Source organism: Bacillus sp. UMB0728 (genome assembly GCF_002858875.1).
GTDB lineage: Bacteria > Bacillota > Bacilli > Bacillales > Cytobacillaceae > Bacillus_AB > Bacillus_AB infantis.
The window spans coordinates 34,454-60,045 of sequence record NZ_PKLA01000012.1 but is presented as its reverse complement, the minus strand read 5'-3'; the positions used below and the strand labels follow the sequence as shown (position 1 = coordinate 60,045).

Sequence of the window (25,592 nt, the reverse complement as noted above, 5' to 3'; positions counted from 1 at the left end):
TTTAACAGTAAACATTCTAACCAGATTAACCTACGATGTTACGAGTAGGAGCTAGTTTCGTTCATGATAACTCGCGCTGCGCGCTGCGGGGTCTCAGCATTGTCGCTGCAATCCCGCAGGAGTCTACGTGCCTTGCACTGCAATGAACAGGTTTATTTAAACTTTGATGGCAGTTAGAACCGCTTTGGAAGAATTCAAGTATAATTTCCCCTCATCTTATCGCCTGCCTTTGTAAATAAATACTTCACAGAACAATTGGACAGATTGAATGACAGAAATGTGGGTGAAACATGGACTAGCACAGCCAAATAAAAAAAGCACCGGAATCCGGCGCTTAGGATGCACGAACAGTCATTTCTTCCGACTGTTTTAGCTTTTTATCATACATGATGGTTGTAAAGATGGAAATGACCAGCAGTCCGATCAATACGGAGAACAGCATGCCCATCCCATTTAAATCTACAAGGATTCCTCCAAGAAGCGGCCCGATCATCCGGCCGCCGGTCGCCGTACTGTTGACGATTCCCTGGTAGAAACCTTCCCGCCCTTTTGGGGCAAGATCATTGGCGATAGTCGGCACAGCCGGCCAAATGAGCATTTCACCGATTGTGAGAATGACCATGGAAGCAATGAATGCAGAGAATTGCTCAGCAGAAGCTGCCAGGGCAAATGAAACGATGAATATGATGATCCCGGTAATGATTTGTGTCTTCAGATTCTTGCCGATTTTTTTCAGAATTACATTTAAAAACGGCTGTCCAAGGACGATAAGTGCTCCATTGATGGTCCACAGCAGGCTGTATTGCTTCAGGGAAATATTGATTTCCTGTGTATAAGCCGCAATCGTGGACTGCCACTGGACATAGCCGACCCAGCACAACAGATAGCCGGCACAAAGGATCAATAATGCGTACAGCTTGGCATGGTTCTTGATCCTTTTGTTTTCTTTCAGGACAGATGTCTGGTTTCCGGAAATCGTCTGGATCCCTTTATACCCAAAGACAGCTATCAAAAGGAAAATGATATACATCAGTGCATTCGCAAGAAAAATCAATTGGAAGGAATATGAGGCGACAAGCCCTCCAAGAGCTGCTCCAACCGCGACACCCAGATTCTGAGCTACATAAATGGCGTTGAACGATTTCCTCCCGCCTTCCTTCCAGACCGAACCGGCCATGGCATACATGGATGGAAAAACAATCCCGGATCCGAATCCGATGACAGTCAGGAAGATCACATAATGCGGCCATCCATGCCAGATGGTAAGGCCTGTGAGAGCTAATACTGTAATGCCTATTCCAAGGAGGATTGATTTATATCCCCCGATTTTATCAAAAAGATATCCGCCGTATAAATTTCCGGCAACACTGGCTGCAGAATTGAGCATCAGCACAATCCCCGCAACCGACAGCGACTTGCCCAGATGGTCGTGAATGTAAATGGCATTAAGAGGCCACAAAAAAGAAGAGCCTGTTACATTCACCGCCATCCCTATAATTAAAAGCCAGAGGGCACGAGGCATGAAAAACGCTCCTTTGCTTAAATAATATTTCGAACACCAAAACAATTCTAGTGGTTTTTACCCTTCCCTGCAATAGAAAAGTTTCATGTTTTTTCGCCTAAACTTTCCAGGGATTGAATAAAAATAAACAGAAGAAAATATCGTCCTGCCCAGCAGCTGTTTTTCTCAATGGATAACAGGCGGAAAGCGTGTATAGCATGTGGGTTTATATTCATTTTCCATCTAAAAATAAAGGAGGAGTTTTCATGCCAAGGGCAGCCATCAGCGATTACCTTGAACTGTATTATGAGGATTCAGGAACCGGGACACCGGTCATTTTCATACATGGCGTCTGGATGAGCAGCGCTTTTTTCAGAAAGCAGCTCGGAAGGATTTCCGGGGCGAGAACCATTGCCGTCGATATGAGGGGGCATGGGAAATCAGGCAAGCCGCACTCCGGCCATACCATTTCTTCATATGCCAGGGATCTTCATGACTTTATGGAAAAGCTTGAGTTAAAAGATGTGGTCCTTGCCGGCTGGTCAATGGGAGCTTTTGTCGTCTGGGAGTATATTAAGCAGTTCGGGGAGGAACATCTTAAGGGAACGATCATCGTTGATGAACTGCCTTCTGATTTCAAGTGGCCTGATTTTCCAATGGGTGCGTTTGATATGCCTGCCCTTATCCATTTTATGCAGGAGATTCAAAATAACAGGCACGGGTTTGTGAGCGGATTCCTGCCGCTGATGTTCAAAAAAACCATTGCGGAAAGAGATTTTGAATGGATGATGGATGCTGTTACCGCAATGCCTGAATCGATCGCTTCAAGCATCTTGTTTGATCAATCAATCGTTGATTACCGTGCGCTCTATCCCACCCTGAAAAAGCCGTCCCTGCTCTGTTATGGACGGGAGGAAAAACTGATACCTGTCGCGGCTGGCCAATATATACAGGAGCACAGCACTGATTCTGAGCTGGTCATCTTTGAAGACAGCTGCCATTGCCCTTTCCTTGAAGAAGCTGATTTATTCAATCAAACGGTTGAAGGCTTCCTTGCCAGGCTGGGATAATAGGTGAAGCCGGCTCATTCTGGATGAGCCGGCTTCTTTTTATGAAAGCTGTTCAGGCTCAGGATGCTGCTTCGACTTGATGGGCTGGCTCCCGAGATTTTTTTCATATTTCTTTTTTGATTCTTTTACAGGATCATAATCCCTGCCAAGCTCAATATCCTGGTTATTGATGCCGTTTCTTGTCTTTTGTTCCGGATTATTCTGCTTTGAACGTTTTTTCATCATGCTTCCCCCTTAATGCCTGAGCAGTGTCATGCTGTTCTGAAGCTGCTGCAGCTGAAGCCTCATCCTGTGGAGCTGCTCCCGCTGCTGTGCATTGGCGCTGTGGGCAAGATCAGCCATATCATTGAAGGCAGCCTCAAGCCCCTGCATTGCATCTGTGTATTCATGATTATTGAAGTGTTCCTGCATGCTTGCCTGCTGGTACTGCTCGTTTGCATTTCTTATCGCATCTTCACACTGCTGAAGAAATTGTTCTACAGATTGACGGGTAGCCATCTTATACCCTCCTTATAAATCAGTGGAGAAGCTTTAAGCTTCCCTATTAGTGTGTTTCACGGGGACATTTCTATCACAGACATAAGGCGGGAAATCATGGCAGACCACTCCCATATCGAGCTGATTGGCAATTTTGCTCTGTTAAACAGTGCTGTTGAATTTGGGCTCATTCAGCTAGATAATTATCTGCCAGTTTTTCAGCACAGCTCAAAGGCATGTAAACTTTTGCCTCAGACGAATAGTCCAAAATCAATAAAGTAAATACCGCATGCCCCTTCAATTTAATTTATGGTAAAATCCATAATAGAAAAGCGGATGCCCCGCGTCCATTAAAGGAGGTGTCTGACATGAATCAGGCCAATCCTTTTTCATTTGCCTCAGACAATAAAAGATACCATACGTGGAATTACCATCTCCGCCAGGTTTTTGGCCATAAAGTCTTCAAAGTGGCTCTTGATGGAGGTTTTGACTGCCCGAACCGGGACGGTACACGTGCCTTTGGCGGCTGTACTTTCTGCAGTGCTGCCGGCTCAGGCGACTTTGCCGGCAACCGGGCTGATGATCTGGAAAACCAATTTAATGAAATTAAACAGAAGATGCATCATAAATGGAAAGATGGCAAGTATATGGCTTACTTCCAGGCCTTCACCAACACCCATGCACCTGTCGCAGTATTGAGGGAGCGCTACGAAAAGGTGCTTGCCCAGGAAGATGTTGTCGGCCTGTCGATAGCGACACGCCCGGACTGCCTTCCAGATGATGTTATCGAATACCTGGCTGAACTGAACGAAAGAACTTATCTATGGGTAGAGCTTGGCCTGCAGACAGTGCATGAGGGTACTGCCCGGCTGATCAACAGGGCGCATGATTATCAGTGCTATACTGACGGTGTCAGCAAACTCCGCAGGCATGGCATCCGCGTCTGTTCGCATATCATCAATGGCCTTCCGCTTGAAACGCCGGACATGATGATGGAGACGGCCCGTGAGGTGTCCAAGCTTGATGTTCAGGGAATAAAGATTCACCTTCTTCACCTCCTGAAAGGAACACCGATGGTCAAGCAGTATGAGAAAGGGATGCTTGAATTTCTCTCCCAGGAAGACTATGTCCGCCTCGTCTGCGATCAGCTTGAAATCCTTCCTCCAGAAATGATTATCCACCGGATAACGGGGGATGGACCGATCCATCTTATGATTGGCCCTATGTGGAGCGTCAATAAATGGGATGTCCTCAATTCCATTGATGCAGAGATGAAGCGCCGCGGCAGCTGGCAGGGAAAATATTATACACAGCCTTCTGAAACCGGTGCTTTACAGTAAGTCATGTCCGCATCAGCTGCACCGGAAACGATCGGTGCAGCCTGTTTTGTCTTAATAGCTTATACCTATAATACATACAGTTATGCAATTGGAGGTTTGTCATGAAACTTGAGAGAATTCTTCCCTATGCCCGGACCATCCTTGAGAAAGCGGTAAGTCCCGGGGATATTGTTGTAGACGCCACTCTTGGCAATGGCCATGATGCCCTTTACCTGGCCAATCTAGTCGGGCCGAATGGGCGGGTATATGGGTTTGACATCCAGGAACAGGCTATACATAATAGCAGAATCCGCTTATCCGGACATGGCATGGAAGAGCGCGCAACCCTTTTCCACAGCGGCCACGAACAGCTCCTGGAATGCATACCGCCTGTCCATCATAAGAAGATTGCTGCGGCCATCTTCAATCTGGGCTATCTGCCGGGAAGCGACAAAACTGTGGTTACCCGGCCGCGCACAACCATTTCTGCAATTGAACAGCTCCTGGAAGTCATGCCAGCAGAAGCTGTCATCGTCCTGGTGATCTACCATGGACATTTTGAAGGGGCGGTTGAAAGGGACTATCTCCTGCGATATGTTAAAACCATTGAGCAGGAGCGCGCTCATGTCCTGCAATACCAATTTATCAACCAGGCCAATAAACCGCCTTTTATTATAGCCATCGAAAAAAGATGAAAGCCTGCCGCTGTGCAGGCTTCTTTGTTTTAGCGCTGCAATGACGGGAGGAAAGACTTCGGGGTGCAGGCCGGGCAGGTTTTAATGCCTCTTTTATCCAATAAAAAAAGCGCTGACCTGGGACAGCGCTTTACAATGCAATTTTTAAAAAAGCAGCCTGGCTAATCCAGCGGGCACCCATTTTTGCACAGTCCGATAGGCCCTTCCATTCACATAAAAGAAATAGCTGACCGGACCGCCTGTTTTTATGATATGGCGGGCCAGGCGGCGCACATGCTTTTGCCTGCGCACTTTTTCATCGGAGAGATAAATGCCGAGCAGCCCCCTGTTGATGAGCCGGTGGAAGCTTTTGTGCGGCAGGCCTTCAATATGCTTATCCGCCTCGGCAATAAAGTGCTGCAATCGTGCAAAAAGCTGCTGTTCATCCTGATAATAGAAGCAGAAATTCAAATCTCCTCCCTCCAGGTCTTCCTCCTGGTCGATCAGGTAATCGAGGAGGATATGAAGTCCCTGGATATAAGGAAAATAGCCGCGGCGGATTTTTGCTGCATCCTCCTCGGCAAATTCATCAGACAGGGCGCAGGACACAAGACTGAAAATCCCGAGTGTAGAGCCTGAACAGGCTGAAAATTCATACCACTCCATTTCAGGAACAAGTCCTCTGTATTCTGCATGCCAATTTTGCAGCCTATTGACCCGTTCTTCGGGACAGACATGTTTATGGATCTGCAGATCGGAGTAATAGCGGCAAAGCTCCTTCAAATAAGAGCGGATGCTTTCATAATGCCTGCAGCCCCTCAGCATCCCCCGGCAGGCTCCGGTCAATTCTGCGAGATAACCGCCGTCCTCTTTCTCCTGCCGCTCCCGGTAGTAATCACCTGATCCCGGCTCCAGGGAAAGGGCATCTTCCATAGCCTCATGAAGGGCGGAGAAATCAGCAGGATCCTGGGAGGTGCTTCTGTCACAAAGATTGTCCAGATAATCGCTTACCGTCTGATAGGCGACAATGAACCGGACAGCCTCCTTATACCGGTCCTTGGCCAAAAGGGCCATGATGGCGCCTCCCTCGCAGTGGAAGGCTTTATGGCCGATGCTAGCCAGAGCCTGCTTTCTAAGCTCAGGATCAGGGATGTTCCCGGCCCTTTCCCTCCAGTACGCCAGCTCGCGGTGGACTTCAGGGATGATTTTTTTATATACCTTTGTCATTAAAGGGATTGGCATGGAAGGTACAGTCATTTCAACACCTCTTATACAAGGTAGCCGAGCGTTTTCAGCTGGCTGTCGACAAAGTCCTTGGCATACTCGAAAATTTCTTCCCGTTCCGGTTCATTGAAGATTTCATGATAGCATTTAGGCCATTCCTTGAACCTTTTTTCAGACAAGGGCGCCTGATTGAACCAGTTTTTAACCGTCGCTTTATTGACAATCTTGTCCTCCCCTCCCTGCATAACAAGCATGGGGATATCCTGTGTCTTTTCCTGATTTTCAAAAGCGAGCTTAATGGCATGGACCAGCTCCCTGTACCATCTGACAGACACCTTTGTCACATAAAGGCTGTCATTCAGATCTGCCTCCTGGACATCCTTGTTTCTTGTGGCCATTTCAATCGTCAGTCCGGAACTCATCCTGAGGCTCGGAGCCACTCTATTAAGTCCGTAAGATAAAAGATTCAGCATACCGGATGGCTTTTGAATGAGCCCTAGACATGGCGAGGACAAGATGATCCCTGCCAGATTCATCCGTTCTTCCTGAAGCAGCCTGATTGACGCCAGGCCTCCCATGCTGTGCCCCAGCAGAAATACCGGCAGTTCAAACTGATAGGCAGCCTGGATCCAGTCCTTAATCTCAAATATGTATTCATCAAAGGAGTCGATATGGCCTCTTCTTGATCTGGTTGTCATGCCCTGGCCGGGAAGATCGCCCATAATTACATGAAAACCGGATAAACGCCACATTTCGATAAGCCAGCCGTATCGGCGATGATGCTCCATAGCACCATGGACCATAACGATCACCGCTTTAGCTTCACCTTCAGCTTCCCATTTCCACATAGTCTTCCTCCTGTTAGTACACAAATTTTCTACTAGCATTATCCTATAATCTGAAGCTGTTTGCCAAATGGCAGCTTCGCCAGAAAGTACAATCTTCTGAAAAAAATGGCGGCTTGCTCCGACAAAAAATGATAAAATCTAACTATTACAACTAGGGAGTGTATAAAATGATCTACCCATATAAAGGGAAATTCCCCCGCATTTCGCCGACAGCGTATATCGCTGATTATGCGACCATCACCGGGGATGTTGAAATTGGCGACGAATCCAGCATCTGGTTCAATACGGTTATCCGCGGCGACGTAGCCCCGACAATCATCGGAAAAAAAGTAAATGTGCAGGACAATTCCGTCCTTCACCAAAGTCCTGGCAACCCGTTAATCATTGAAGATGAAGCGACCATCGGACACCAGGTCATCCTTCACAGCTGCATCATCCGCAAAAAAGCGCTGGTCGGCATGGGGTCTATCATCCTCGACAATGCCGAAATCGGGGAAGGCGCCTTTATCGGGGCCGGCAGCCTGGTAGCTCAAGGCAAGAAGATCCCGCCCAATACACTTGCATTCGGAAGGCCAGCAAAGGTAATCAGGGAACTGACAGAAGAGGATATTAAGGATATGGAACGGATCAGCCGCGAATATGCCGAAAAGGGCCAGTATTATAAGTCGCTCAAAGACTAGAAGGCGGCTGCATAACGGACAGGCTAGTTACTTTATAGTTACCCTATTGGAAAAAACTTATGCTTATCAGCCAAAAGCGGCTGAATGGGCTGGAACACGATAACACAAGGTGGTGCAAATGAATTATCTCTTTATTGTTATTCTATTGCTGCTGATCTTTTTTCTTTCTCTTCTTTTAAAAGCAAAGAAAGGAAAGCGTCTCTTCAGCCCTTTTATTCTATTTATCTTCATCGCTGTACTCCTTGCAGGGGCCATAGCCATTGACCATAATCAGCCAGGTTCGCCAGGCGGTATTGCAGACCGGATCAAGTCCTGGATCAAATCTCCTTTGACATCGGCGAGTTCCTTTTTGGACAAGACACTTGACCGGCCTATCATAAAAATCAAGGATGAGGTGCTGCTTGACGCCCCTGTTCTGCATCAGCTCCCTGAGCTTCCGCGGGGCTGCGAGGTTACTAGTCTCAGCATGCTGCTGCAGCATGCCGGGGTTCAGGCAGATAAAATGACGCTCGCAAAGGAAATAGAAAAAGAACCGACTCCCTACAAAAAGGAGAATGGCAAAGTATATTACGGCCATCCGAACGACGGCTTCATCGGTGACATGTATTCCCTTGATGGGCCAGGTCTTGGTGTATACCACAAGCCGGTCAAGGATCTGGCCGAAAAGTACCTGCCCGGCGAAATAATTGATTTGACCGGTTCTGATTTTACAGAGCTGAAAACGCATCTATCAGATGGACAGCCTGTCTGGGTGATTACGAACACGGCCTATCAGAAATTGGCTCCGGATTATTTTCAGACATGGGAGACGCCTAGCGGGCCGGTTAAGATCACTTATAAAGAGCATTCTGTCCTGATTACAGGATATGATTCTGGATACGTATATTTTAACGATCCGCTCACAGGAGAGAAAAATAAAAAAGCACCCATTGATGGCTTTGAAGAAGCCTGGGTGCAGATGGGAAGACAGGCAATTACCTATCTTTCCCGCTAGCCTTTCATAGGCTGAAAGGATGGTTCGCTGATCAGTTCCTTTTCAAATGAATATTTCTTTTCGACATACACATCATGCCAGAGCATAAACATGAGCACAGTCCAGATTTTCCTGCTGTTGTCTGCTTTATCCTGGCAGTGGTCTTCAAGAAGCTTCAGAATATAGTCTTTATTAAGCAAATGATCCGTGCTGCTTTCGCGGATTATTTTTTTTGCCCATCCGTTCATCTCGTCCTTCAGCCAGTGGCGGATCGGGACAGGGAAGCCAAGCTTTTTGCGGGTTAGCACATGGTCAGGCACAACGCCCTCCGCCGCTTTTCTCAAAATATATTTGGTCGTTCCATTGGCCGTTTTCAGGTTTGTCGGAATCCTTGAAGCTACATTGAATACCTCTTTATCAAGGAATGGCACGCGAAGCTCAAGGGAATGGGCCATGGTCATTTTATCAGCCTTCAATAGAATGTCGCCGCGCATCCAGGTGTGGATGTCGATATACTGCATACGGTCCACAGGATCATAGCCCTGGCTCTCCGCATATAAAGGCCTTGTGATATCTTTATAATCGATGCCGTTCTGGTAGACGCCAAGCAGCCTGCGCTTTTCTTCTTCAGTGAACATTTTTGCATTTCCGATATATCTTTCTTCCATCGGAGTCACGCCGCGTTCAATGAAGCTTTTGCCTTTCATGCCCTCAGGCATCATCCTGGCAATCAGCCTCAGGAAAGCTTTCCCGACCTGCGGTATTTTATTGAACATTTCAAGCGACTGGGGCTCACGGTAAATATTGTAGCCGCCGAACAGCTCATCCGCACCTTCGCCTGAAAGGACAACCGTTACATGCTTGCGTGCTTCACGGGCAACGAAATATAAAGGCACACATGCCGGATCTGCGAGCGGATCATCCATATGCCACATGATCCTCGGCAGTTCATCCATATACTCCTGCGGTGTGATCACATAGCTGATGTTTTCAACACCCAGCTTATCCGCTGTTTCTTTGGCTACATCAATTTCGCTGAATCCGTTCCGCTCAAAGCCGACAGAAAATGTTTTGATATTCGGATGGTATTGTTTTGCAATGGATGCAATGATGGAAGAATCGATGCCGCCGGACAGGAATGAACCAACCGGTACATCGCTTCGCATATGCATTTTAACAGAATCGAACAGGACGTCTTTTATTTCTTTCACAAATTCCGGCTCAGACTTTTGGACAGGCTGGAAGGAAGCTTTCCAATAGCGTTTGATGTCCATCGGAGAACCGATTTTCTTTGTGAAATAATGGCCCGGTTCAAGTTTATGGATGCCAGCGGACATTGTTTCCGGCTCCGGAACAAACTGGTAAGTCAAATAATGCTGAAGGGACTCATAGTTAAGGACGTCATTTTCCAGCGCCATCAGGATACTTTTCTTTTCAGAAGCAAAAAATGTTTTCCCATCATTTTCGAGGTAGAAGAAAGGCTTGATTCCGAAATGGTCTCTAGCCCCGTATAAGGACTGCTCCTGTTTATCCCAGATCACAAATGAGAACATGCCGCGGAGTTTTTCAACCGCTTTTTCCTTCAGGTGGCTGTATAGCGCGATGATTACTTCTGTATCTGAATTGGTCTCAAATGTAAGGCCTTCTTTTATGAGCTCTTCGCGAAGCTCCACATAGTTATAGACTTCGCCATTGAAAATGATCCAGTATCTCTCATTTTCATAGGTCAGCGGCTGATGGCCGCATTCGATGTCAATGATGCTCAGGCGGCGGAAGCCGAACTGGATATGTTCATCATTGTAATAGCCTGCATCATCAGGCCCCCTGTGGGTAATGATATTATTCATATTTTCAAACTGCTGCTTTTGCGCATCGTTCAGAACTTGCGCATTTTCATGGACACAGCCGATAAAACCGCACATTATGTAGTTCACCTTCTTCAATTTAGTCAAAATCCCATTCCGTCTGAAAAAAACAGCGGAAGGCATTCATGCCGGTGCAGTGTTTGCCCGGCCAGCCATAATCTGCCATATCACACATTAATCCCAAAAAACATACTCTCTAATACTACCACTAAACCTGAAAAAATGGCACTATCAACATGAAAAACAGGCAGGGGAAAAATTAGGCATTTACATGAATTATTCACAGATCAGCAGACCGTTAAACGCTCTATCCCCTTAGACGAAATATAAAAGCGGGAGCTGCATATTTCAGCACTCCCGCTTTTTTGTTCTTATAAGGATTATTTTCCAGCCTGCTGGCGCAGTGTATCTGCTTTGTCAGTGCGCTCCCAAGGAAGATCAACATCTGTACGGCCGAAATGTCCGTAAGCTGCAGTCTGCTTGTAGATAGGGCGGCGCAGGTTCAGCATATTGATGATGCCTGCCGGGCGAAGATCAAAGTTATCGCGGACAAGGTCGACAAGCGTATCTTCGCTCACAGTTCCTGTTCCGAATGTATCAACAGAAATGGAAACCGGCTGCGCTACCCCGATGGCGTAGGCAAGCTGCACTTCAACCTTATCAGCAAGGCCGGCAGCGACGATATTCTTCGCTACATAGCGGGCTGCATAAGCTGCTGAGCGGTCAACCTTTGTAGGATCCTTGCCGGAGAATGCGCCTCCGCCGTGGCGTGCATATCCGCCGTAAGTATCAACAATGATTTTGCGGCCAGTCAAACCTGCATCCCCTTGAGGTCCGCCGATAACAAAACGGCCAGTAGGGTTGATGAAGTATTTTGTATTTTCATCGATCAGTTCTTTTGGAACGACCGGATTGATGACATGTTCTTTCAGGTTGCGCTGGATTTGCTCCAGGCTGATTTCAGGATGGTGCTGTGTGGAGATGACAATGGTATCGATGCGTACCGGCTTGTCGTTCTCATCATACTCAACAGTCACCTGTGTCTTGCCATCCGGACGCAGATACGGAAGAATTTCTTCTTTGCGCACTTCTGTCAGGCGGCGTGATAATTTGTGCGCCAGGGAAATCGGAAGAGGCATAAGCTCTTTCGTTTCATTGCAGGCAAAGCCGAACATAAGGCCCTGGTCCCCTGCGCCGATCGCTTCGATTTCTTCATCTGACATTTGGCCTTCACGCGCTTCAAGCGCCTGGTCTACACCCATTGCAATGTCAGCTGACTGCTCATCAATGGAAGTCAAGACAGCACATGTTTCGGAATCAAAGCCGTATTTAGCACGGGTATAGCCGATATCCTTGATTGTTTCGCGGACAAGCTTAGGAATATCAACATATGTAGATGTTGTAATTTCACCTGCAACAAGGACTAACCCTGTTGTAACAGATGTTTCAGCAGCAACGCGGGCATTTGCGTCTTTTGCTAAGATAGCGTCTAAAATTGCATCAGAAATCTGGTCACAGATTTTATCCGGATGACCTTCAGTAACTGATTCAGAAGTAAACAAACGGCGTTTATTTGACATCTGATTTCCTCCTTATTTATAAGAATAGAGTGAGGTTCTTATCCGGCGCTACACCTTATTCTTCCCCTCGGATTGATACGGTACTCATTCCCTAAGTAGTATTGAATAAACATGGAGTTTTTATCCCGCTCTCGCGTATGCATTGCTTCACAATCTGCATAACCGGCTGGTTCCATCCCCCGGTACGTGCATTCTCAGGCAAGTGCTGAAAAGGCAGGTCACCGCCGATGCAGAAAACCGGTCAAAGGCATTATATATAAGCCAGGCACAATAGAAATTGTATGATTTTATCCTGTTAAATGCATAGCCCTTGTAAATCAGCTTTATGCAAAAACTTCCATAATATGCAATTAAAAGACATCCCTCAAAATGCAAAATAAAAAACCTTCCCAAAGTGAAAAGGTTGAAAGCAAAATGATTCGCGCCTTTCACTCTTATCGTTCAAGGAATCTTCCTTGCGTCAGGTTAGCACCTTTGCTAAAAACAGACCATTGCTGGCTGGTAATTTGAACCGTTATGCTCTTTTCAGCATATATCCGTTTTCAAAAGCATCATTAGCAGGTTGCTGGGTTTCATCGGGCCTGTCCCTCCACCAGCTCGGGATAAGAGAGTATCCGTTCAAGGTAAAATCATAACGTACAGATGTAGCGGCGTCAATCATTTTCTCCGCTATAGCAAGAAGAAATTCATCCTGCACCTGCAGAAAATCCGATATGGAAATTAATCACAGGGAACAGCTGCCGTCCTTGCATTTCTTCCTAAGCAGTTTGTGTCTGTTCCGTGCAATCCACCGGTATACCGGAACCCCGGCAGCAGATGCGAAAGGAAGGTGCATAAAGAGCCCGAGAACGAAGGTCAGGGGGAACAGCAGCAGCAGCCTTCTTACTGCATAGAAACCTTTCAGGACCTTTTTTTCAGGAGTTATAATATGAAGCTCTTTCCTCAGCTCCCTGCTGCTGAACTGAATTTCTCCATGCTCCTGTTCATATTTCTGGAGTGAAACCCAGTCTACCCTGTGGAGCAGGTCAAGCTTTTGGAAAGATTTTTTTGTCATCTGGCAAAGCTGGCAAGTATTGTCGTAAAGGGCCATCGTTTTCACATTACCATCTCCCGCCTGTAAAATCGTGCTTTTTATTAAATTTTACCATACCTTTCAATCAATATAGAAGCAGTGTAAACTTATATCTATATAATATATGTTTCATTATAAATAATGCCTCTTCTGCTTAGCTGCAGGAGTTTCCCCCGCCTTGGCAAGCCCCCTTAATTTCTGTTGTGCAAATAATATGCCGCAAAGTTCGGAAAGAATTTCTATCTTCTTGAACAATTTGTGACACCTTTCACATTCTATTGAATTACCCTTTAAAATTGCTTATGATGATAACAGATTGTGAACTATGTAACATATACACTATTATTATGTTATTAAACTTTCAGCCATTGAGAAAGGGGCTTATCCATGAAAAAGAAATATTCTTTGCTTTTAGGAATATTTACAATCATTACTATTCTATCAGGCTGTGAGCCGCTGATGGTGCTGGATCCCAAGGGGCCTCAGGCCGCCGTCCAGGCAAAAGACATCATCCTGTCAACGGCAATCATGTCTGTCATCGTCCTTGTGGTTTTTGCCATGCTTGCTTATATGCTCTATAAATACCGCTCTTCAAAGCAAAGCAAGGATTATGAACCGCCGCATATTAAAGGAAATCTTCTGGTCGAAGCGGTCTGTGTCGGTATCCCCGTCCTGATCGTCATCTTCCTATCGGTTGTATCCACACAAAGCAACTATAAAGTGGAATCAGCACCTACAGGATACGGCGACAAAGAGCCTTTAGTCGTATATGCATCATCTTCTAACTGGAAATGGCATTTCAGCTATCCAGAAGAAGATATCGAAACAGTCAACTATCTATATGTACCGACTGACCGCCCGCTTGAATTTAAGCTCTATTCATACGGACCGATCACAAGCTTCTGGATCCCTCAGCTTGGCGGACAAAAATATGCCATGGCTGATATGGTCAACACATTGCACCTGGGAGCAGATGAACCCGGTGAATATATGGGGCGCAATGCCAACTTTAACGGAAAAGGCTTTGCTGAAAATACATTCAATGTAACAGCCATGCCGCAGGAAGAGTTTGACCAATGGGTTGATGACGTGAAAGATACGGCTGAGCCTCTTACGGAAGAAAAATTCAATGAACTGCTTGAACCGGGGCATCTTGGACAGTCAACTTATACCGGAACACATCTTGATTTCATGCCCGCACCTGAAGGCGAGCATGGCGGCCATAACCATGGTTCCAGCTCTGACAGCCATGATGCTGACTCAGATCATGAACATATGGATATGGAAGAGGACGGATCTGGCGACAATGGCCACTCAGAACATGAAGGCCATTAATAAGAACAGACCCGCTACCCTAGAAAGGAGTTTAAAATCCTATGGAATTCTTTGAACGTTTTGCCATTCCGCATCCCAGCCCTGTAATCTATGCGTCAATGGTTGCTATAGGTTTAACGGTTATTGCCATCATTGCAGGCTTGACTTATTTTAAAAAATGGGGCTATCTGTGGAGAGAATGGCTGACAACAGTCGATCATAAACGGATTGGGATCATGTATCTGATTTCTGCCCTGCTCATGCTTTTCCGAGGCGGCGCAGATGCCATCATGATGCGTGCCCAGCTGGCTGTGCCGGACAATACCCTCCTTGACGCACAGCACTATAATGAAATTTTCACAACGCACGGAACAGTTATGATTCTGTTCATGGCAATGCCATTCATCATGGCTTTCATGAACTTTGTTGTGCCGCTTCAAATCGGGGCACGCGACGTTGCTTTCCCTAAACTTAATGCACTCAGCTTCTGGCTCTTCTTCATGGGTGCCATGCTGCTGAACATCTCATTCGTTATCGGCGGTTCGCCTGATGCCGGCTGGACTTCCTACTTCCCTCTTGCAGGGACTGAGTTCAGCGAATCAGTCGGAACCAACTATTATATGTTCTCACTGCAAATCGCTGGTTTGGGTACATTGATGACCGGTATCAATATGGTAACCACCATCCTCAGGATGCGTGCTCCTGGCATGACATTGATGAAAATGCCAATGTTCACATGGTCATCACTTGTTGCCAGCATCATTATCGTATTTGCTTTCCCTGTACTGACTGTTGCTCTTGCAATGGGATCTCTTGACAGATTATTTGCCACCAACTTCTTTACGACCAGCAATGGCGGTATGGATATGCTGTGGGCAAACTTCTTCTGGGTATGGGGACACCCTGAGGTATACATTCTGATACTTCCTGCTTTCGGTATATACAGCGAGATCATCTCAACGTTCGCACGCAGGAACCTTTATGGCTATAAATCAATGGTAGGATCCATGGTGATCATTTCACTCTTGTCCTTCCTTGTCTGGACCCACCACTTCTTTACAATGGGCCAGGGAGCTTTGACAAACAGTATTTTCTCTATTACAACCATGGCGATTGCCGTGCCGACCGGAGTTAAGATCTTCAACTGGCTCCTGACGCTCTGGAAAGGGAAAATTACGATTACGACGCCAATGCTTTATTCCCTTCTCTTCATCCCGATTTTCACAATCGGCGGGGTAACAGGTGTCATGCTCGGAATGTCGGCTGCAGATTACCAGTATCATAATACAATGTTCCTGGTTGCCCACTTCCATATGGTTATTATTCCGGGTGTAGTTTTCGCGATGCTTGCCGGTTTCCATTTCTACTGGCCGAAAATGTTCGGCTACATCCTGAACGAAAAGATCGGGAAGCTGACTGCATGGATTATCTCCATGAGTACACTCCTTGCTTTCATGCCGATGTTCTTCTCAGGATTGGACGGACAGGCGCGCCGCGCGTACACTTATTCTGAAGCTACTGGATACGGCATCTGGAATATGCTTTCCTTTATTGGAGCTGCAGGGCTTGCTGTCGGATTCGCCCTGATTGTATACAATGTGTATTACAGCACACGCTATGCTTCAAGAGATATCGGTTCAGATCCTTGGGATGCACGTTCCCTTGAGTGGGCGACAAACACACCGGTGCCGGTATATAACTTTGCCGTACTGCCTGAGGTGAAGACTTCTGAAGGCCTCTGGGATGCGAAGAAACACGGACACAACCTATTCCCTGGCAAATATGAAGAAATCCATATGCCGAATAACAGCGGCTTGCCATTTATCTTAAGCTGCATCTTCTTTGCATGGGGCTTCTCCTTCATCTTTGCTATGTGGATTCCAGTCATCATCACAACGATCGGCATCTTTGCCTGCATGGCAGTATGGTCGTTCCAAAAGGATTATGGCTACCATATCCCGGTTAAGGAAATCGAAAAAACTGAAAATGAAACTAATATGCGGGGTGCTAACTAATGAAAATAGATCACTCGCTGCCGCTTGAATTTAGTACTGAAGAAAATAAGACAAAGATATTGGGATTCTGGATTTTCCTTGGTGCGGAAATCATGCTTTTCGCAACACTCTTTGCCGGATATTTTACCTTGGTGGACAGGACCGGAAGCGGTCCGTCTGCCGGTGAAATCTTTGAGATCTCACCTGTTTTGATAGAGACATTTGTTCTTTTGACGAGCAGCTTTACGATCGGGCTGGCGATTCATGCCATGAGGCTCGGCAATAAAAAAGCGATGCTTGCATTCTTTGGGATTACCATCCTTCTTGGACTTGGATTCCTGAGTGTAGAAATATACGAGTTCATACACTATGTCCATATCGGTGCAGGACTTCAGACAAGCGCCTTTACAGCGATCCTGCTCACTACACTGGGGACTCACGGACTCCACGTTACGTTCGGGATTTTCTGGGGACTGGCAATCATGCTGCAGGTGAAAAAACGCGGATTGAATCCCCACACTGCCAATAAGTCATTCATCTTTTCACTGTATTGGCACTTCCTTGATGTTGTGTGGATCTTCATCTTCAGCTTCATTTACCTGAAAGGACTGATGTAAACAATGAGCGAATTATTTCCTCGCAAACAAGTGATGGGCTTTGTATTCTCACTAATCCTGACAGCAGTGGCCCTCATGGTTTACTTCTTTGACATGTCCTATGCAGTCGGGCTGACGATCCTTGTTATTACGGCATTCATACAGGCTGCACTGCAGCTGGTCGTATTCATGCACGCAGGAGAATCAGATGACAAAGGAACGATTTTCACCAATATTTATTATTCGATCTTTATAGCCCTGGTGACTGTGTTTGGTACATTGCTTACCATGATTTGGGGTTATATGTAAAACTAAAAGCGGAAGCGCCTTGCTTTAACCATAAAAAATAGGAGCGTCAAATGGCGCTCCTATTTTTTTTTGCCTTATAAATGAAGGCTGTTGATTTGCGTTCCAGGCACTTCGCTTTCCGCGGGGCGACGCTGAGCCTCCTCTTTGCTGTGCTCCTGTGGGGTCTCAGCATTGCCGCTGCAATCCCGCAGGACGTTGAATCCTCTTCCTCGATATTTCTTCGCACGAGAAAAATGCGCATGCATTTTATGAGGAGTCTACGTGCCTTGCACTCCAACCAACAGGTCTAATTAACTTTTTTGCAGGTTTGATTCCGGCATTTCATTAATCCATTACTGTACCTCAGAATAAAGATTGGCTCATTTCGTAAAGGGTCGTTGCTTATTCTTATAACCAAGAACAGTTTACATTTTGTGGTATTACTTTATGAGAGGCTTATTCGAATGATTGAGCAGTTTAGTGAAGGATTGGTTATAAAAATCTGGAAGTCTTCCCGTTACTTGAGTGGCCAGCAAGCCATAAAATAAGCGGAGATTTTCCGGTTAAGGGAAGCGAAGTTGCCCTTTTTCCTGTTTTTTGAGTTGATAGCCGGAATTTCTCCGTCTATTTGAGCTATTTTTAAAGCTTTTTAGAAATTAGGGGGAATTCATCCACTTATTTTACAACCTGTCACTGATTCCCACATTCAGGTCCGGGAAGGTCTGCTCTTTTGAACGCCCCCCGTATAAATGAGGACTGCTGATTTGCGTTCCAGGCACTTCGCTTTCCGCGGGGCGAAGTTGACCCTCATCGCGCTCCGCGCTGTGGGGTCTCAACATTTTCGCTGCAATCCCGCAGGGGTCTTCGTGCCTTCTCCAATCAACAGGCTTACTTAACTTTTTGTGCTTTTGGGTTCCGGCGATTTATTGCCATTACTATACCTAAGAGAGATAAGGAAATCAGAACATCAGATCTTAAGTGGCACCTAGAAATCAAAAAGGGGACTGAAAAGCTTTTTCAGTCCCCTTTTTCCTGCAAAATAAAAGGAGCGTCATCCGACGCTCCTATTTTTTGTGCTGTACTGTCAGTCTGCAGCCTTCTGTTTTTTCGAGCATTTCTTCTGTTGCTTTAAAGAAGATGCCCATGAGGAAAATGAAAACTGCTCCTATGACCATTCCGATTCCGATAGGAGTCAGTAAGCTGGAACCGTTTGCAAAAAATCCAGCCAGAAAAGTGAGAATTCCAGCTGCCAGGATGGCTCCGCCGATATTTTTGGTGAAGATTATAACCTTTTGATTGCTGTTCATGCTTATCGCTCCCCTTTTTTTCCTTATTATCCCTCTTCGTTCACCATATTGTCAATATATATACACGAAATATCCCTTGACTTTGTTATTTTTTTACCCTTAACAACAAAAAATTATGCAGCTTTCCTCTCAGAATAGGTGAATTGTTACAATTTCTTGTTAACACAAGGAAAAAAGTTAAATAGTATAGATTAATAATTTAAATGTGTTATACTATTTTTGAGATGTAATCACTTTCAAAAACAAATTGGCAAAGGAAGGTATTCATCAGATGAATTCTGTAAGCATCCCAAACGAACTCAGCACCCTATTGCAAGGCCAGAATATTCAAATGCAATTGTCTGTACCCCAGCTTGTGGAAAAAGTACTGAATAAACAGGAAGGCGTCCTGACGGCAACTGGTGCAATCTGCGCCACAACCGGAAAATATACCGGCCGGTCGCCAAAGGATAAATATATTGTTGAAGAAGCATCCGTGAAGGATAAGATCGACTGGGGACCAGTGAACCAGCCTATTTCCGAAGAGATCTTTTCCAGTCTTTATACTAAAGTGATCGATCATTTAAAAGATAAAGAAGAAGTTTACGTGTTTAAAGGTTTTGCAGGAGCCGACACAAAGCACAGGCTTCCTATTCAAGTAATCAATGAATATGCATGGCACAATCTTTTTGCCCATCAGCTTTTCATACGTCCTTCTGAAGAAGAGCTGCTCGAACATGAAGCTGCCTTCACTGTCATTTCCGCCCCTGATTTTAAAGCAGATCCGGCTATTGACGGGACACAGTCCGAGACGTTCATCATTGTATCCTTCGAGCGCAGGACTATATTGATTGGCGGCACGGAATATGCCGGGGAAATCAAGAAGTCGATATTCTCTATCATGAATTATGTCCTTCCGGAAAACGGCATCCTGTCTATGCACTGTTCGGCAAACGTCGGCACAGAAGGCGATGTGGCCCTTTTCTTCGGGCTGTCCGGAACAGGGAAAACGACACTTTCCGCTGATCCAAACCGCCGCCTGATCGGAGATGATGAGCACGGCTGGTCATCAACAGGAGTTTTCAATGTCGAGGGTGGATGCTATGCAAAATGCATCGGCCTGACACGCGAGAAGGAGCCGCAGATTTTTGACGCCATCCGCTTCGGATCTGTCCTGGAAAATGTCATCGTCAATCAGGAGTCACGCCTTCCGGATTATGACGATAATACATTGACTGAAAATACCCGTGCGGCCTATCCGCTCCAGGCTGTCGACAATATCGTCGATCCTAGCGTCGCCGGCCATCCGAATACGATTATTTTCCTGACGGCGGATGCGTTTGGGGTACTGCCTCCAATCTCCAAGCTTTCTAAAGAGCAGGCCATGTACCATTTCTTAAGCGGCTATACGTCAAAGCTTGCCGGAACTGAGCGCGGCATCACTTCCCCGCAGGCCACATTCTCAACCTGCTTCGGGTCACCGTTCCTGCCTTTGCCGGCAATGAGGTATGCTCAAATGCTCGGCGAGAAAATCAGCGAGCATAATGCCAACGTCTTCCTTGTCAATACAGGCTGGACAGGCGGGGAGTACGGAACAGGCAGCCGCATGAAGCTTGCCTACACACGCGCAATGGTTCAATCTGCTTTGATCGGTGAACTGAATCATGCTGAGACAGCAAAAGATGAAATCTTTGGCCTTGAGATTCCGCTTCACGTGCCTGGTGTTCCTGATGATGTCCTTCAGCCAGTAAAAACATGGGCAGATCCGGAAGCATATGCCGAAAAAGCAAAAGAGCTTGCCGCCCAATTCAGGGCCAATTTCAAAAAATTCACAGACGTACCGGCTGAAATCGAGGAAAAAGGCGGTCCTTCAGAGGCCTGACTATTGATTAAAGCTGATATTCTTTTAACAGTGAATAGGTAAAAGCAGCAAGCCGTGCCCGGAATCCTGGCACGGCTTGCTGTTCTATCCATATTTCTTTTGATGGGCTTTTTTTAGTTCCAGGTACTCCTGGTCCTCTCTGATCAGGTTCCATTTTTCCTTAAAAATACGTGCCGACTCCGCTTTTTCCTCATCAAGGGTCCTTTCCTTTACCTCCCCATCATCATCATACTTGCGTCCGCCTTTATAATTCGCATACCGCCTTGCACGCGTATAACCCATCTGAATGAATTTACGGCTCATGTCCATGCCGGGAAAATCTCCTTTTTTCTTATACTCCAAATAAAGCTGATAAATCTTTTCCGATGACTCCTTTGCAATCTCCGGCGTCCGGAAACGCCAATGGGGAAGAATTTCACTTTTATATGGTTCGACCAGCAGCACCCCCTGCTCCCCTCTCCCAACCCTGTATTTCTCCGGATTTTTGCGGAAATCGATCTGTTCAAAGTCCATTTTATAATCAAATGCCACTGTTATCATCTCCCTGCTTATCCATTCCTTTTCAGCCAGGCTTCAAAACAACATGCAGCAGTTTGCCCTCTTTTAGATTCTGTAATTGGATAGAAAGCTTAAAAATTCCCTCTGCTTTGAATGGCTGTACCGCATGATTGCATAGGCAGCTGCTTCCGGCAGCTGTATATTCCTGCACTCTACCTCCAATAGCCGTCCTTCCAGAAGCTCCCGCCTCACAGTCGACTCAGGCAGGAAAGATACACCAAGGCCTTCGGCTATAAAGCGCTTGGTTATATGCGTCTGCGACACCCGCATCATTTTCACGCGGGGATAACGAATCTTTACCGCCCTGCAAAGCTGGTCCCAATAGCCTGGGTGGTTATGTGTCAGAAGATAGGCAGACAAGAGAACCTCTTCTTCATCAAGGGGCGGGGCACTTTCCGAATCTCTCCCGTCATGTCCGGCGACAAGCATTACCCTGTCATTGTATAGAAGCTCTGATATCATTTGCGGGTCAGCGGCCGGAAGACATGAAAGGCCAATATCCACAACCCCCTTGCTGACAGCTCCTTCTATATCGGAAGAATCAGCGATGACGACTGAAATCTCGACCTCTGGATGCTGTTTTATATAGCTTTTCAGTACATATGGAAGGATGGTATCAGCAACAAGCGGGGAAATGGCAATATTCAGCGATGAAGTGAACCCCTGTGAAATGGACTGCAAATCTTCAAGGCTTTCCTGATGGACAGCCATCAGCTTCCGGCAGTGTTCCAGATATCTTCTGCCTTCTTCGGTCAGTTCCACCTTTCTGCCTCCCCGTTCAAAAAGAGATGCCCCGGTCTCTTTTTCCAGCTGCCTTATATGAACTGTAACAGTAGGCTGCGAGATATAAAGCAGGTCTGCCGCTCTCCGGAAGCTGCCAGTCTCTGCCGCTGCAATAAATGTTGTCACCCAGCTTAAATCCATAGCTCCACCCTTCCTGATTAATTTTCTTAATCATTTCAATTAAAAATAATTAATTTTCTTAATAATTAATATTTTATACAATGAAAGCAGATAAGGAAAGGAGAATGAGAATGATTGCTAAAGGATTAAAAGGAATCATTGCTGCTGAAACCTCCGTTGGCCATGTGGATGGATTGAAGGGACAGCTGATTTACCGGGGCTATGAAATCGGAGAACTGACCAGGAAGTGCTCTTTTGAAGAAGCAGCTTTCCTGCTTTGGCATGGCCGCCTGCCCGCCCGCGGGGAACTGGACGATTTGAAGACTGAACTCCACTCATTCAGGGCGATTCCTCCGCATGTGGCCAGCATTATAACAGCCATGCCCGTGTCTTTCAGCATGATGGACGTGTTAAGAACCGCTGTATCCTCACTAGGAGGAAGCCTGGAAAAGCCAGCAGTAAGGCAGGCTGTCCAGCTGACCGCTCTCATACCAGTGATGATCGCTTTCAGGAGCCGGCTGCTGGAAGGGAAGCAGCCGGTAGATCCTGAACCCTCTGTGGGCCATGCTGCCAATTATCTTTATATGCTGAAGGGACAAATCCCTGAAAAGGCCCATTCAGAGGCTTTGGAGACGTATCTGCTTCTTACAATGGAACATGGGATGAATGCTTCGACTTTTTCAGCAAGAGTGACTGCATCCACAGAATCAGACCTTATTTCAGCCATTACTTCAGCAATCGGCACAATGAAAGGCCCGCTTCACGGAGGGGCTCCATCAGGAGTGATAGAGCTGCTGGATGAAATAATGGAGCGGGGAGATGCAGAAGCTGTCATCAGGGAGAAATTGGAGCGGGGGGAAAAGCTGATGGGGTTTGGCCATCGCATATACAAAACGCTGGATCCGCGGGCAGCAGCATTAAAGGATAAGCTTCAGCAGTTTGCCGGCTATGATACATGGCTTGATATGGCGCTGGAAACGGAACAAACAGCATTGAGGCTTCTGGGGGAATATAAGCCGGGCCGGTCATTATATACAAATGTCGAATATTACGCAGCAGCCATCATGAAAGCCCTGAAGATGGATTCCTCCCTCTTTACACCTACATTCACTGCTGCCCGGATAGCAGGCTGGACAGCACACGTAATTGAACAGGCCGACAACAATGCGATCTTTCGTCCAGAGTCGCTGTATATCGGTCCGCTTCACTAATCTTTCCTCTTCGGCCGTTTACAAAAAATGAACAGGCCTCCATCACAGGGGCCTGCCTTTTTAGTTAGTCGAATTCAGTGCTACCAGCTGATAAGTGATGCGTGTTTTTCCATCTCGCATTTCAAGCTTCCTGATCAGGGCAGTTCCGCTTAGATCAGCTTCTTTTGTTTTGCGGACTTCTACGGGGATGTCCAGCGGATAAATCCTGTAGCCTTCTTTTTCAAGAGTAAAATAATTGTCTTCAAGCCTGGTTTCCCTGCCCTTTGTCACAATCATTGTATTTAATTCCAAAGGCATTCCCATAGGATATCTCTCCTTCATTCTCTAATCTACTCTTATAGTACAGTATTCAGCCTGTTTTTTCATCCATGCAGTTAAATCGGAAACCACCCTGCGGTTGACAGCCGGCGGGAAGTAGTGGGTATATTCGTTGAAATACCAGCTCTCGACCGGCTTCCCCAATGCCTTCAGCCGCTTTTCAAGCCTGTAGGCGTGCTCGACAGAAACATTGTGGTCCTTAGCTCCATGAATGATCAGCACGGGAGGCCCCATATCCTCAAGATGATAGAGGGGGGTCCTGCTTTCGTACCGTTCAGGATATTTAACCGGTGTTCCCCCAATTACCCGCTTCATCATTCTCCGCAAATCCTTCCTCTCCACATACGTCAATGCCATATCGCTGACTCCGCCCCATGTAACGACAGATGCCGCTTCAGGATGATGGATGGCTGCAAGGAGCGCCATGACTCCTCCCCTGGAAAAGCCAAAAATATGGACTTTATCTACACGGGGATGATTCTGAAGAAGGCGGAAGCCTGAAAATGCATCTTCCCTGTCTTCACCTGCAAAATCTTCATTCCCTTCCCCTCCCTGGTTTCCCCGGTAAAATGGCGCAAATACAATAAAACCTTCTGAAGCAAATTGGACAATCCGCCCCGGCCTGACTTTCCCCACATTTTTGATTCCGCCCCGCAAATAAAGGAATCCATCATATATCTCCCCATCCTTCGGCTCTGCCAGCAGGCCTTTAATCTTTAATCCCCCGGCTGTATAAGTGATAAGGCTCAATTCAATGGCAGGGTTTGGGGAAGGATAGCGCTGCCTGTCTATAATCATTTCTTCCATCAATTCTCATCTCCTTAACCCTGCAGAATAATAGGCACAAAGCCTTCCTTTAAATTTCCGTTCCTGGGCATTCACACATTTTTTGCCCAAATCATACGATAGCTTAGATAAGAACACACACCTTTACACACGGGAGGCAATAGCATGAAAAGAGCTTTAAAAATAGGTTTTTCTTTGCTGGCTGTATTTGTACTGCTGGTGCCGCTGGCGGCTTGCGGCAAAGACGAAGTCCAGACTGTCAGGATTGCGGAAGTTACCCGTTCCATCTTCTATGCTCCCCAATATGTTGCCATTGAAAAGGGATTTTTCAAAGAAGAAGGCCTTGATGTCAAACTGACAACCACCCCTGGCGGAGATAAAACGATGACAGCCCTTCTTTCGGATGGAGCAGATGTGGCGCTTGTCGGATCGGAAACCTCCATCTATGTATACGGCCAGGGCACAAATGATCCTGTCATCAATTTTGCGCAGCTGACACAGACAGATGGAACCTTCCTCGTATCCCGGGAAAAGATCGACGACTTTACATGGGATCAGCTGAAGGGGAAAACCTTCCTTGGCCAGCGCAAAGGCGGAATGCCTCAGATGGTAGGGGAGTTTGTATTGAAGAAGCATGGAATTGATCCCCAGGAAGATTTAAACCTGATCCAAAATGTAGATTATGCCAATATCGCTCCAGCCTTCGCTTCAGGCACAGGTGAATTCGTTCAGCTTTTCGAACCGACTGCCAGCGTGTTTGAAAAAGAAGGCAAAGGGCATATTGTCGCCTCCTTTGGCACAGAATCCGGTCATGTACCTTATACCACCTTTATGGCAAAAGAAAGCTATATGAAAGAAAACAGTGAAACGGTTGAGAAATTTGCCCGTGCAATCTATAAGGCACAGCAGTGGGTTGATTCGCATGAGCCCCAGGAAACAGCTGAAGTAATCCAGAAATATTTCGAGGACACTGACCTTGACATCATCGAAATGGTAGTGGACCGCTACAGAAGCCAAGGCTCGTTTGCAGCTGATCCTATATTGGATGAAGAGGAATGGAAAAACCTCCAGGATATTATGGATGAGGCCGGCGAACTTCCAAAACGGATTGATCATGAAACATTAGTTAATACAGAAATTGCCGAAAAAGTGATGAAGTAGGCAAGGCTCTGA

The 25,592-nt window shown here is 46.4% G+C and carries 26 protein-coding genes and 1 riboswitch; of the genes, 12 read left to right on the top strand and 14 right to left on the bottom strand.

Annotation, left to right across the window (positions count from 1 at the left end; all coding sequences use genetic code 11):
* Positions 1–334: 334 nt before the first annotated feature.
* Positions 335–1,522, bottom strand: a complete 1,188-nt coding sequence (locus CYJ37_RS26275; RefSeq protein WP_022544300.1) for an MDR family MFS transporter — start codon at positions 1,520–1,522, stop codon at positions 335–337.
* A gap of 245 nt (positions 1,523–1,767) precedes the next feature.
* On the opposite strand from CYJ37_RS26275, the gene CYJ37_RS26270 reads away from it, so the two are divergent.
* Positions 1,768–2,571 (top strand): alpha/beta fold hydrolase, encoded by an 804-nt coding sequence (locus CYJ37_RS26270; RefSeq protein WP_101552972.1) that lies wholly within the window; start codon positions 1,768–1,770, stop codon positions 2,569–2,571.
* Between the two features lie 39 nt (positions 2,572–2,610).
* Here CYJ37_RS26270 and CYJ37_RS26265 read toward each other — a convergent pair whose 3' ends face one another.
* Both CYJ37_RS26265 and CYJ37_RS26260 read right to left on the bottom strand, forming a co-directional pair.
* The gene (locus tag CYJ37_RS26265) at positions 2,611–2,793 is read right to left on the bottom strand and encodes a hypothetical protein (protein ID WP_022544302.1); all 183 of its coding nucleotides are present in this window, start codon (positions 2,791–2,793) and stop codon (positions 2,611–2,613) included.
* A gap of 12 nt (positions 2,794–2,805) precedes the next feature.
* Positions 2,806–3,069 carry a YtzC family protein gene (locus CYJ37_RS26260; protein ID WP_009795263.1) on the bottom strand — a complete coding sequence of 88 codons (264 nt, stop codon included), beginning with the start codon at positions 3,067–3,069 and terminating at the stop codon, positions 2,806–2,808.
* A gap of 347 nt (positions 3,070–3,416) precedes the next feature.
* Between CYJ37_RS26260 and CYJ37_RS26255 the strand changes: the two genes are divergently transcribed.
* Both CYJ37_RS26255 and CYJ37_RS26250 read left to right on the top strand, forming a co-directional pair.
* Positions 3,417–4,388, top strand: coding sequence for a TIGR01212 family radical SAM protein (locus tag CYJ37_RS26255; RefSeq protein WP_101552970.1), 972 nt, complete (start codon positions 3,417–3,419; stop codon positions 4,386–4,388).
* A 101-nt stretch (positions 4,389–4,489) separates the two neighbouring features.
* Positions 4,490–5,062: a class I SAM-dependent methyltransferase gene (locus CYJ37_RS26250; protein ID WP_009795266.1), complete on the top strand. Its 573-nt coding sequence runs from the start codon at positions 4,490–4,492 to the stop codon at positions 5,060–5,062.
* A 144-nt stretch (positions 5,063–5,206) separates the two neighbouring features.
* On the opposite strand, the gene CYJ37_RS26245 is transcribed toward CYJ37_RS26250, so the two are convergent.
* Together CYJ37_RS26245 and CYJ37_RS26240 are read right to left on the bottom strand one after the other, a co-directional pair.
* A complete protein-coding gene (locus CYJ37_RS26245) occupies positions 5,207–6,298 on the bottom strand; it encodes a tetraprenyl-beta-curcumene synthase family protein (protein ID WP_101552968.1) in 1,092 nt (363 codons plus the stop codon).
* 11 nt (positions 6,299–6,309) lie between these two features.
* Positions 6,310–7,113 (bottom strand): alpha/beta hydrolase, encoded by an 804-nt coding sequence (locus tag CYJ37_RS26240; protein ID WP_009795268.1) that lies wholly within the window; start codon positions 7,111–7,113, stop codon positions 6,310–6,312.
* Positions 7,114–7,280: 167 nt separating this feature from the next.
* On the opposite strand from CYJ37_RS26240, the gene CYJ37_RS26235 reads away from it, so the two are divergent.
* Positions 7,281–7,793 carry a gamma carbonic anhydrase gene (locus tag CYJ37_RS26235; RefSeq protein ID WP_009795269.1) on the top strand — a complete coding sequence of 171 codons (513 nt, stop codon included), beginning with the start codon at positions 7,281–7,283 and terminating at the stop codon, positions 7,791–7,793.
* 118 nt (positions 7,794–7,911) lie between these two features.
* Complete coding sequence (locus CYJ37_RS26230) at positions 7,912–8,787, top strand: C39 family peptidase (protein WP_009795270.1); 876 nt, start codon at positions 7,912–7,914, stop codon at positions 8,785–8,787.
* On the opposite strand, the gene asnB is transcribed toward CYJ37_RS26230, so the two are convergent.
* The 4 genes from asnB to CYJ37_RS27880 form a co-directional block, all read right to left on the bottom strand.
* Entirely contained in the window at positions 8,784–10,688 is a 1,905-nt protein-coding gene (gene asnB / locus CYJ37_RS26225) for an asparagine synthase (glutamine-hydrolyzing) (protein WP_009795271.1), read from the bottom strand. The genes CYJ37_RS26230 and asnB overlap by 4 nt on opposite strands.
* Positions 10,689–11,011: 323 nt before the next feature.
* On the bottom strand, positions 11,012–12,211 hold the full coding sequence (gene metK, locus CYJ37_RS26220; protein ID WP_009795273.1) for a methionine adenosyltransferase: 1,200 nt from the start codon (positions 12,209–12,211) through the stop codon (positions 11,012–11,014).
* 431 nt (positions 12,212–12,642) lie between these two features.
* A riboswitch (SAM riboswitch) is annotated at positions 12,643–12,820 on the bottom strand.
* A 115-nt stretch (positions 12,821–12,935) separates the two neighbouring features.
* On the bottom strand, positions 12,936–13,301 hold the full coding sequence (locus tag CYJ37_RS26215) for a thiol-disulfide oxidoreductase DCC family protein (RefSeq protein WP_009795275.1): 366 nt from the start codon (positions 13,299–13,301) through the stop codon (positions 12,936–12,938).
* Positions 13,302–13,415: 114 nt separating this feature from the next.
* Complete coding sequence (locus tag CYJ37_RS27880) at positions 13,416–13,538, bottom strand: hypothetical protein (RefSeq protein ID WP_009795276.1); 123 nt, start codon at positions 13,536–13,538, stop codon at positions 13,416–13,418.
* Positions 13,539–13,670: 132 nt separating this feature from the next.
* Between CYJ37_RS27880 and qoxA the strand changes: the two genes are divergently transcribed.
* Genes qoxA through qoxD form a run of 4 tightly spaced genes read left to right on the top strand, consistent with a single transcriptional unit; the run spans position 13,671 to position 17,496 of the window.
* Positions 13,671–14,618, top strand: coding sequence for a cytochrome aa3 quinol oxidase subunit II (gene qoxA, locus CYJ37_RS26210; RefSeq protein ID WP_009795277.1), 948 nt, complete (start codon positions 13,671–13,673; stop codon positions 14,616–14,618).
* A gap of 41 nt (positions 14,619–14,659) precedes the next feature.
* Complete coding sequence (gene qoxB, locus CYJ37_RS26205; RefSeq protein WP_009795278.1) at positions 14,660–16,612, top strand: cytochrome aa3 quinol oxidase subunit I; 1,953 nt, start codon at positions 14,660–14,662, stop codon at positions 16,610–16,612.
* On the top strand, positions 16,612–17,208 hold the full coding sequence (qoxC, locus tag CYJ37_RS26200) for a cytochrome aa3 quinol oxidase subunit III (RefSeq protein ID WP_009795279.1): 597 nt from the start codon (positions 16,612–16,614) through the stop codon (positions 17,206–17,208). The genes qoxB and qoxC overlap by 1 nt, the downstream gene beginning before the upstream one ends.
* 3 nt (positions 17,209–17,211) lie before the next feature.
* A complete protein-coding gene (gene qoxD, locus CYJ37_RS26195; RefSeq protein WP_035403236.1) occupies positions 17,212–17,496 on the top strand; it encodes a cytochrome aa3 quinol oxidase subunit IV in 285 nt (94 codons plus the stop codon).
* Between the two features lie 1,043 nt (positions 17,497–18,539).
* On the opposite strand, the gene CYJ37_RS26190 is transcribed toward qoxD, so the two are convergent.
* On the bottom strand, positions 18,540–18,782 hold the full coding sequence (locus tag CYJ37_RS26190; protein WP_009795282.1) for a hypothetical protein: 243 nt from the start codon (positions 18,780–18,782) through the stop codon (positions 18,540–18,542).
* 271 nt (positions 18,783–19,053) lie between these two features.
* Here CYJ37_RS26190 and pckA point away from each other — a divergent pair, with 271 nt between their 5' ends.
* Positions 19,054–20,643: a phosphoenolpyruvate carboxykinase (ATP) gene (pckA, locus tag CYJ37_RS26185; protein WP_009795283.1), complete on the top strand. Its 1,590-nt coding sequence runs from the start codon at positions 19,054–19,056 to the stop codon at positions 20,641–20,643.
* 84 nt (positions 20,644–20,727) lie between these two features.
* Here the strand turns inward: pckA and CYJ37_RS26180 are convergent, their stop codons facing one another.
* Together CYJ37_RS26180 and CYJ37_RS26175 are read right to left on the bottom strand one after the other, a co-directional pair.
* On the bottom strand, positions 20,728–21,174 hold the full coding sequence (locus CYJ37_RS26180; RefSeq protein ID WP_094769582.1) for a DUF4385 domain-containing protein: 447 nt from the start codon (positions 21,172–21,174) through the stop codon (positions 20,728–20,730).
* A 72-nt stretch (positions 21,175–21,246) separates the two neighbouring features.
* Positions 21,247–22,125 (bottom strand): LysR family transcriptional regulator, encoded by an 879-nt coding sequence (locus CYJ37_RS26175; protein WP_094769583.1) that lies wholly within the window; start codon positions 22,123–22,125, stop codon positions 21,247–21,249.
* A 110-nt stretch (positions 22,126–22,235) separates the two neighbouring features.
* On the opposite strand from CYJ37_RS26175, the gene CYJ37_RS26170 reads away from it, so the two are divergent.
* Complete coding sequence (locus tag CYJ37_RS26170) at positions 22,236–23,315, top strand: citrate synthase/methylcitrate synthase (RefSeq protein ID WP_101552966.1); 1,080 nt, start codon at positions 22,236–22,238, stop codon at positions 23,313–23,315.
* A gap of 60 nt (positions 23,316–23,375) precedes the next feature.
* Here CYJ37_RS26170 and CYJ37_RS26165 read toward each other — a convergent pair whose 3' ends face one another.
* Together CYJ37_RS26165 and CYJ37_RS26160 are read right to left on the bottom strand one after the other, a co-directional pair.
* The gene (locus CYJ37_RS26165) at positions 23,376–23,618 is read right to left on the bottom strand and encodes a DUF2584 domain-containing protein (protein ID WP_009795287.1); all 243 of its coding nucleotides are present in this window, start codon (positions 23,616–23,618) and stop codon (positions 23,376–23,378) included.
* Positions 23,619–23,639: 21 nt separating this feature from the next.
* On the bottom strand, positions 23,640–24,440 hold the full coding sequence (locus CYJ37_RS26160) for an alpha/beta hydrolase family protein (RefSeq protein ID WP_009795288.1): 801 nt from the start codon (positions 24,438–24,440) through the stop codon (positions 23,640–23,642).
* Positions 24,441–24,584: 144 nt separating this feature from the next.
* Here CYJ37_RS26160 and CYJ37_RS26155 point away from each other — a divergent pair, with 144 nt between their 5' ends.
* Complete coding sequence (locus tag CYJ37_RS26155; RefSeq protein ID WP_009795289.1) at positions 24,585–25,580, top strand: ABC transporter substrate-binding protein; 996 nt, start codon at positions 24,585–24,587, stop codon at positions 25,578–25,580.
* The last annotated feature ends 12 nt before the right edge of the window (positions 25,581–25,592 follow it).

What these genes read in the sequence shown, in the direction of transcription:
- metK (WP_009795273.1), bottom strand. Translation starts at nt 12,211, where the DNA reads ATGTCAAATAAACGCCGTTTGTTTACTTCTGAATCAGTTACTGAAGGT.
- qoxD (WP_035403236.1), top strand. Translation starts at nt 17,212, where the DNA reads ATGAGCGAATTATTTCCTCGCAAACAAGTGATGGGCTTTGTATTCTCA.
- asnB (WP_009795271.1), bottom strand. Translation starts at nt 10,688, where the DNA reads ATGTGCGGTTTTATCGGCTGTGTCCATGAAAATGCGCAAGTTCTGAAC.
- CYJ37_RS26265 (WP_022544302.1), bottom strand. Translation starts at nt 2,793, where the DNA reads ATGAAAAAACGTTCAAAGCAGAATAATCCGGAACAAAAGACAAGAAAC.
- CYJ37_RS26240 (WP_009795268.1), bottom strand. Translation starts at nt 7,113, where the DNA reads ATGTGGAAATGGGAAGCTGAAGGTGAAGCTAAAGCGGTGATCGTTATG.
- CYJ37_RS26255 (WP_101552970.1), top strand. Translation starts at nt 3,417, where the DNA reads ATGAATCAGGCCAATCCTTTTTCATTTGCCTCAGACAATAAAAGATAC.
- pckA (WP_009795283.1), top strand. Translation starts at nt 19,054, where the DNA reads ATGAATTCTGTAAGCATCCCAAACGAACTCAGCACCCTATTGCAAGGC.
- CYJ37_RS26160 (WP_009795288.1), bottom strand. Translation starts at nt 24,440, where the DNA reads ATGGAAGAAATGATTATAGACAGGCAGCGCTATCCTTCCCCAAACCCT.
- CYJ37_RS26260 (WP_009795263.1), bottom strand. Translation starts at nt 3,069, where the DNA reads ATGGCTACCCGTCAATCTGTAGAACAATTTCTTCAGCAGTGTGAAGAT.
- CYJ37_RS26235 (WP_009795269.1), top strand. Translation starts at nt 7,281, where the DNA reads ATGATCTACCCATATAAAGGGAAATTCCCCCGCATTTCGCCGACAGCG.
- CYJ37_RS26230 (WP_009795270.1), top strand. Translation starts at nt 7,912, where the DNA reads ATGAATTATCTCTTTATTGTTATTCTATTGCTGCTGATCTTTTTTCTT.
- CYJ37_RS26155 (WP_009795289.1), top strand. Translation starts at nt 24,585, where the DNA reads ATGAAAAGAGCTTTAAAAATAGGTTTTTCTTTGCTGGCTGTATTTGTA.
- CYJ37_RS26215 (WP_009795275.1), bottom strand. Translation starts at nt 13,301, where the DNA reads ATGGCCCTTTACGACAATACTTGCCAGCTTTGCCAGATGACAAAAAAA.
- CYJ37_RS26245 (WP_101552968.1), bottom strand. Translation starts at nt 6,298, where the DNA reads ATGACTGTACCTTCCATGCCAATCCCTTTAATGACAAAGGTATATAAA.
- qoxA (WP_009795277.1), top strand. Translation starts at nt 13,671, where the DNA reads ATGAAAAAGAAATATTCTTTGCTTTTAGGAATATTTACAATCATTACT.
- CYJ37_RS26170 (WP_101552966.1), top strand. Translation starts at nt 22,236, where the DNA reads ATGATTGCTAAAGGATTAAAAGGAATCATTGCTGCTGAAACCTCCGTT.
- qoxC (WP_009795279.1), top strand. Translation starts at nt 16,612, where the DNA reads ATGAAAATAGATCACTCGCTGCCGCTTGAATTTAGTACTGAAGAAAAT.
- CYJ37_RS26190 (WP_009795282.1), bottom strand. Translation starts at nt 18,782, where the DNA reads ATGAACAGCAATCAAAAGGTTATAATCTTCACCAAAAATATCGGCGGA.
- CYJ37_RS26270 (WP_101552972.1), top strand. Translation starts at nt 1,768, where the DNA reads ATGCCAAGGGCAGCCATCAGCGATTACCTTGAACTGTATTATGAGGAT.
- qoxB (WP_009795278.1), top strand. Translation starts at nt 14,660, where the DNA reads ATGGAATTCTTTGAACGTTTTGCCATTCCGCATCCCAGCCCTGTAATC.
- CYJ37_RS26250 (WP_009795266.1), top strand. Translation starts at nt 4,490, where the DNA reads ATGAAACTTGAGAGAATTCTTCCCTATGCCCGGACCATCCTTGAGAAA.
- CYJ37_RS26165 (WP_009795287.1), bottom strand. Translation starts at nt 23,618, where the DNA reads ATGGGAATGCCTTTGGAATTAAATACAATGATTGTGACAAAGGGCAGG.
- CYJ37_RS26275 (WP_022544300.1), bottom strand. Translation starts at nt 1,522, where the DNA reads ATGCCTCGTGCCCTCTGGCTTTTAATTATAGGGATGGCGGTGAATGTA.
- CYJ37_RS26175 (WP_094769583.1), bottom strand. Translation starts at nt 22,125, where the DNA reads ATGGATTTAAGCTGGGTGACAACATTTATTGCAGCGGCAGAGACTGGC.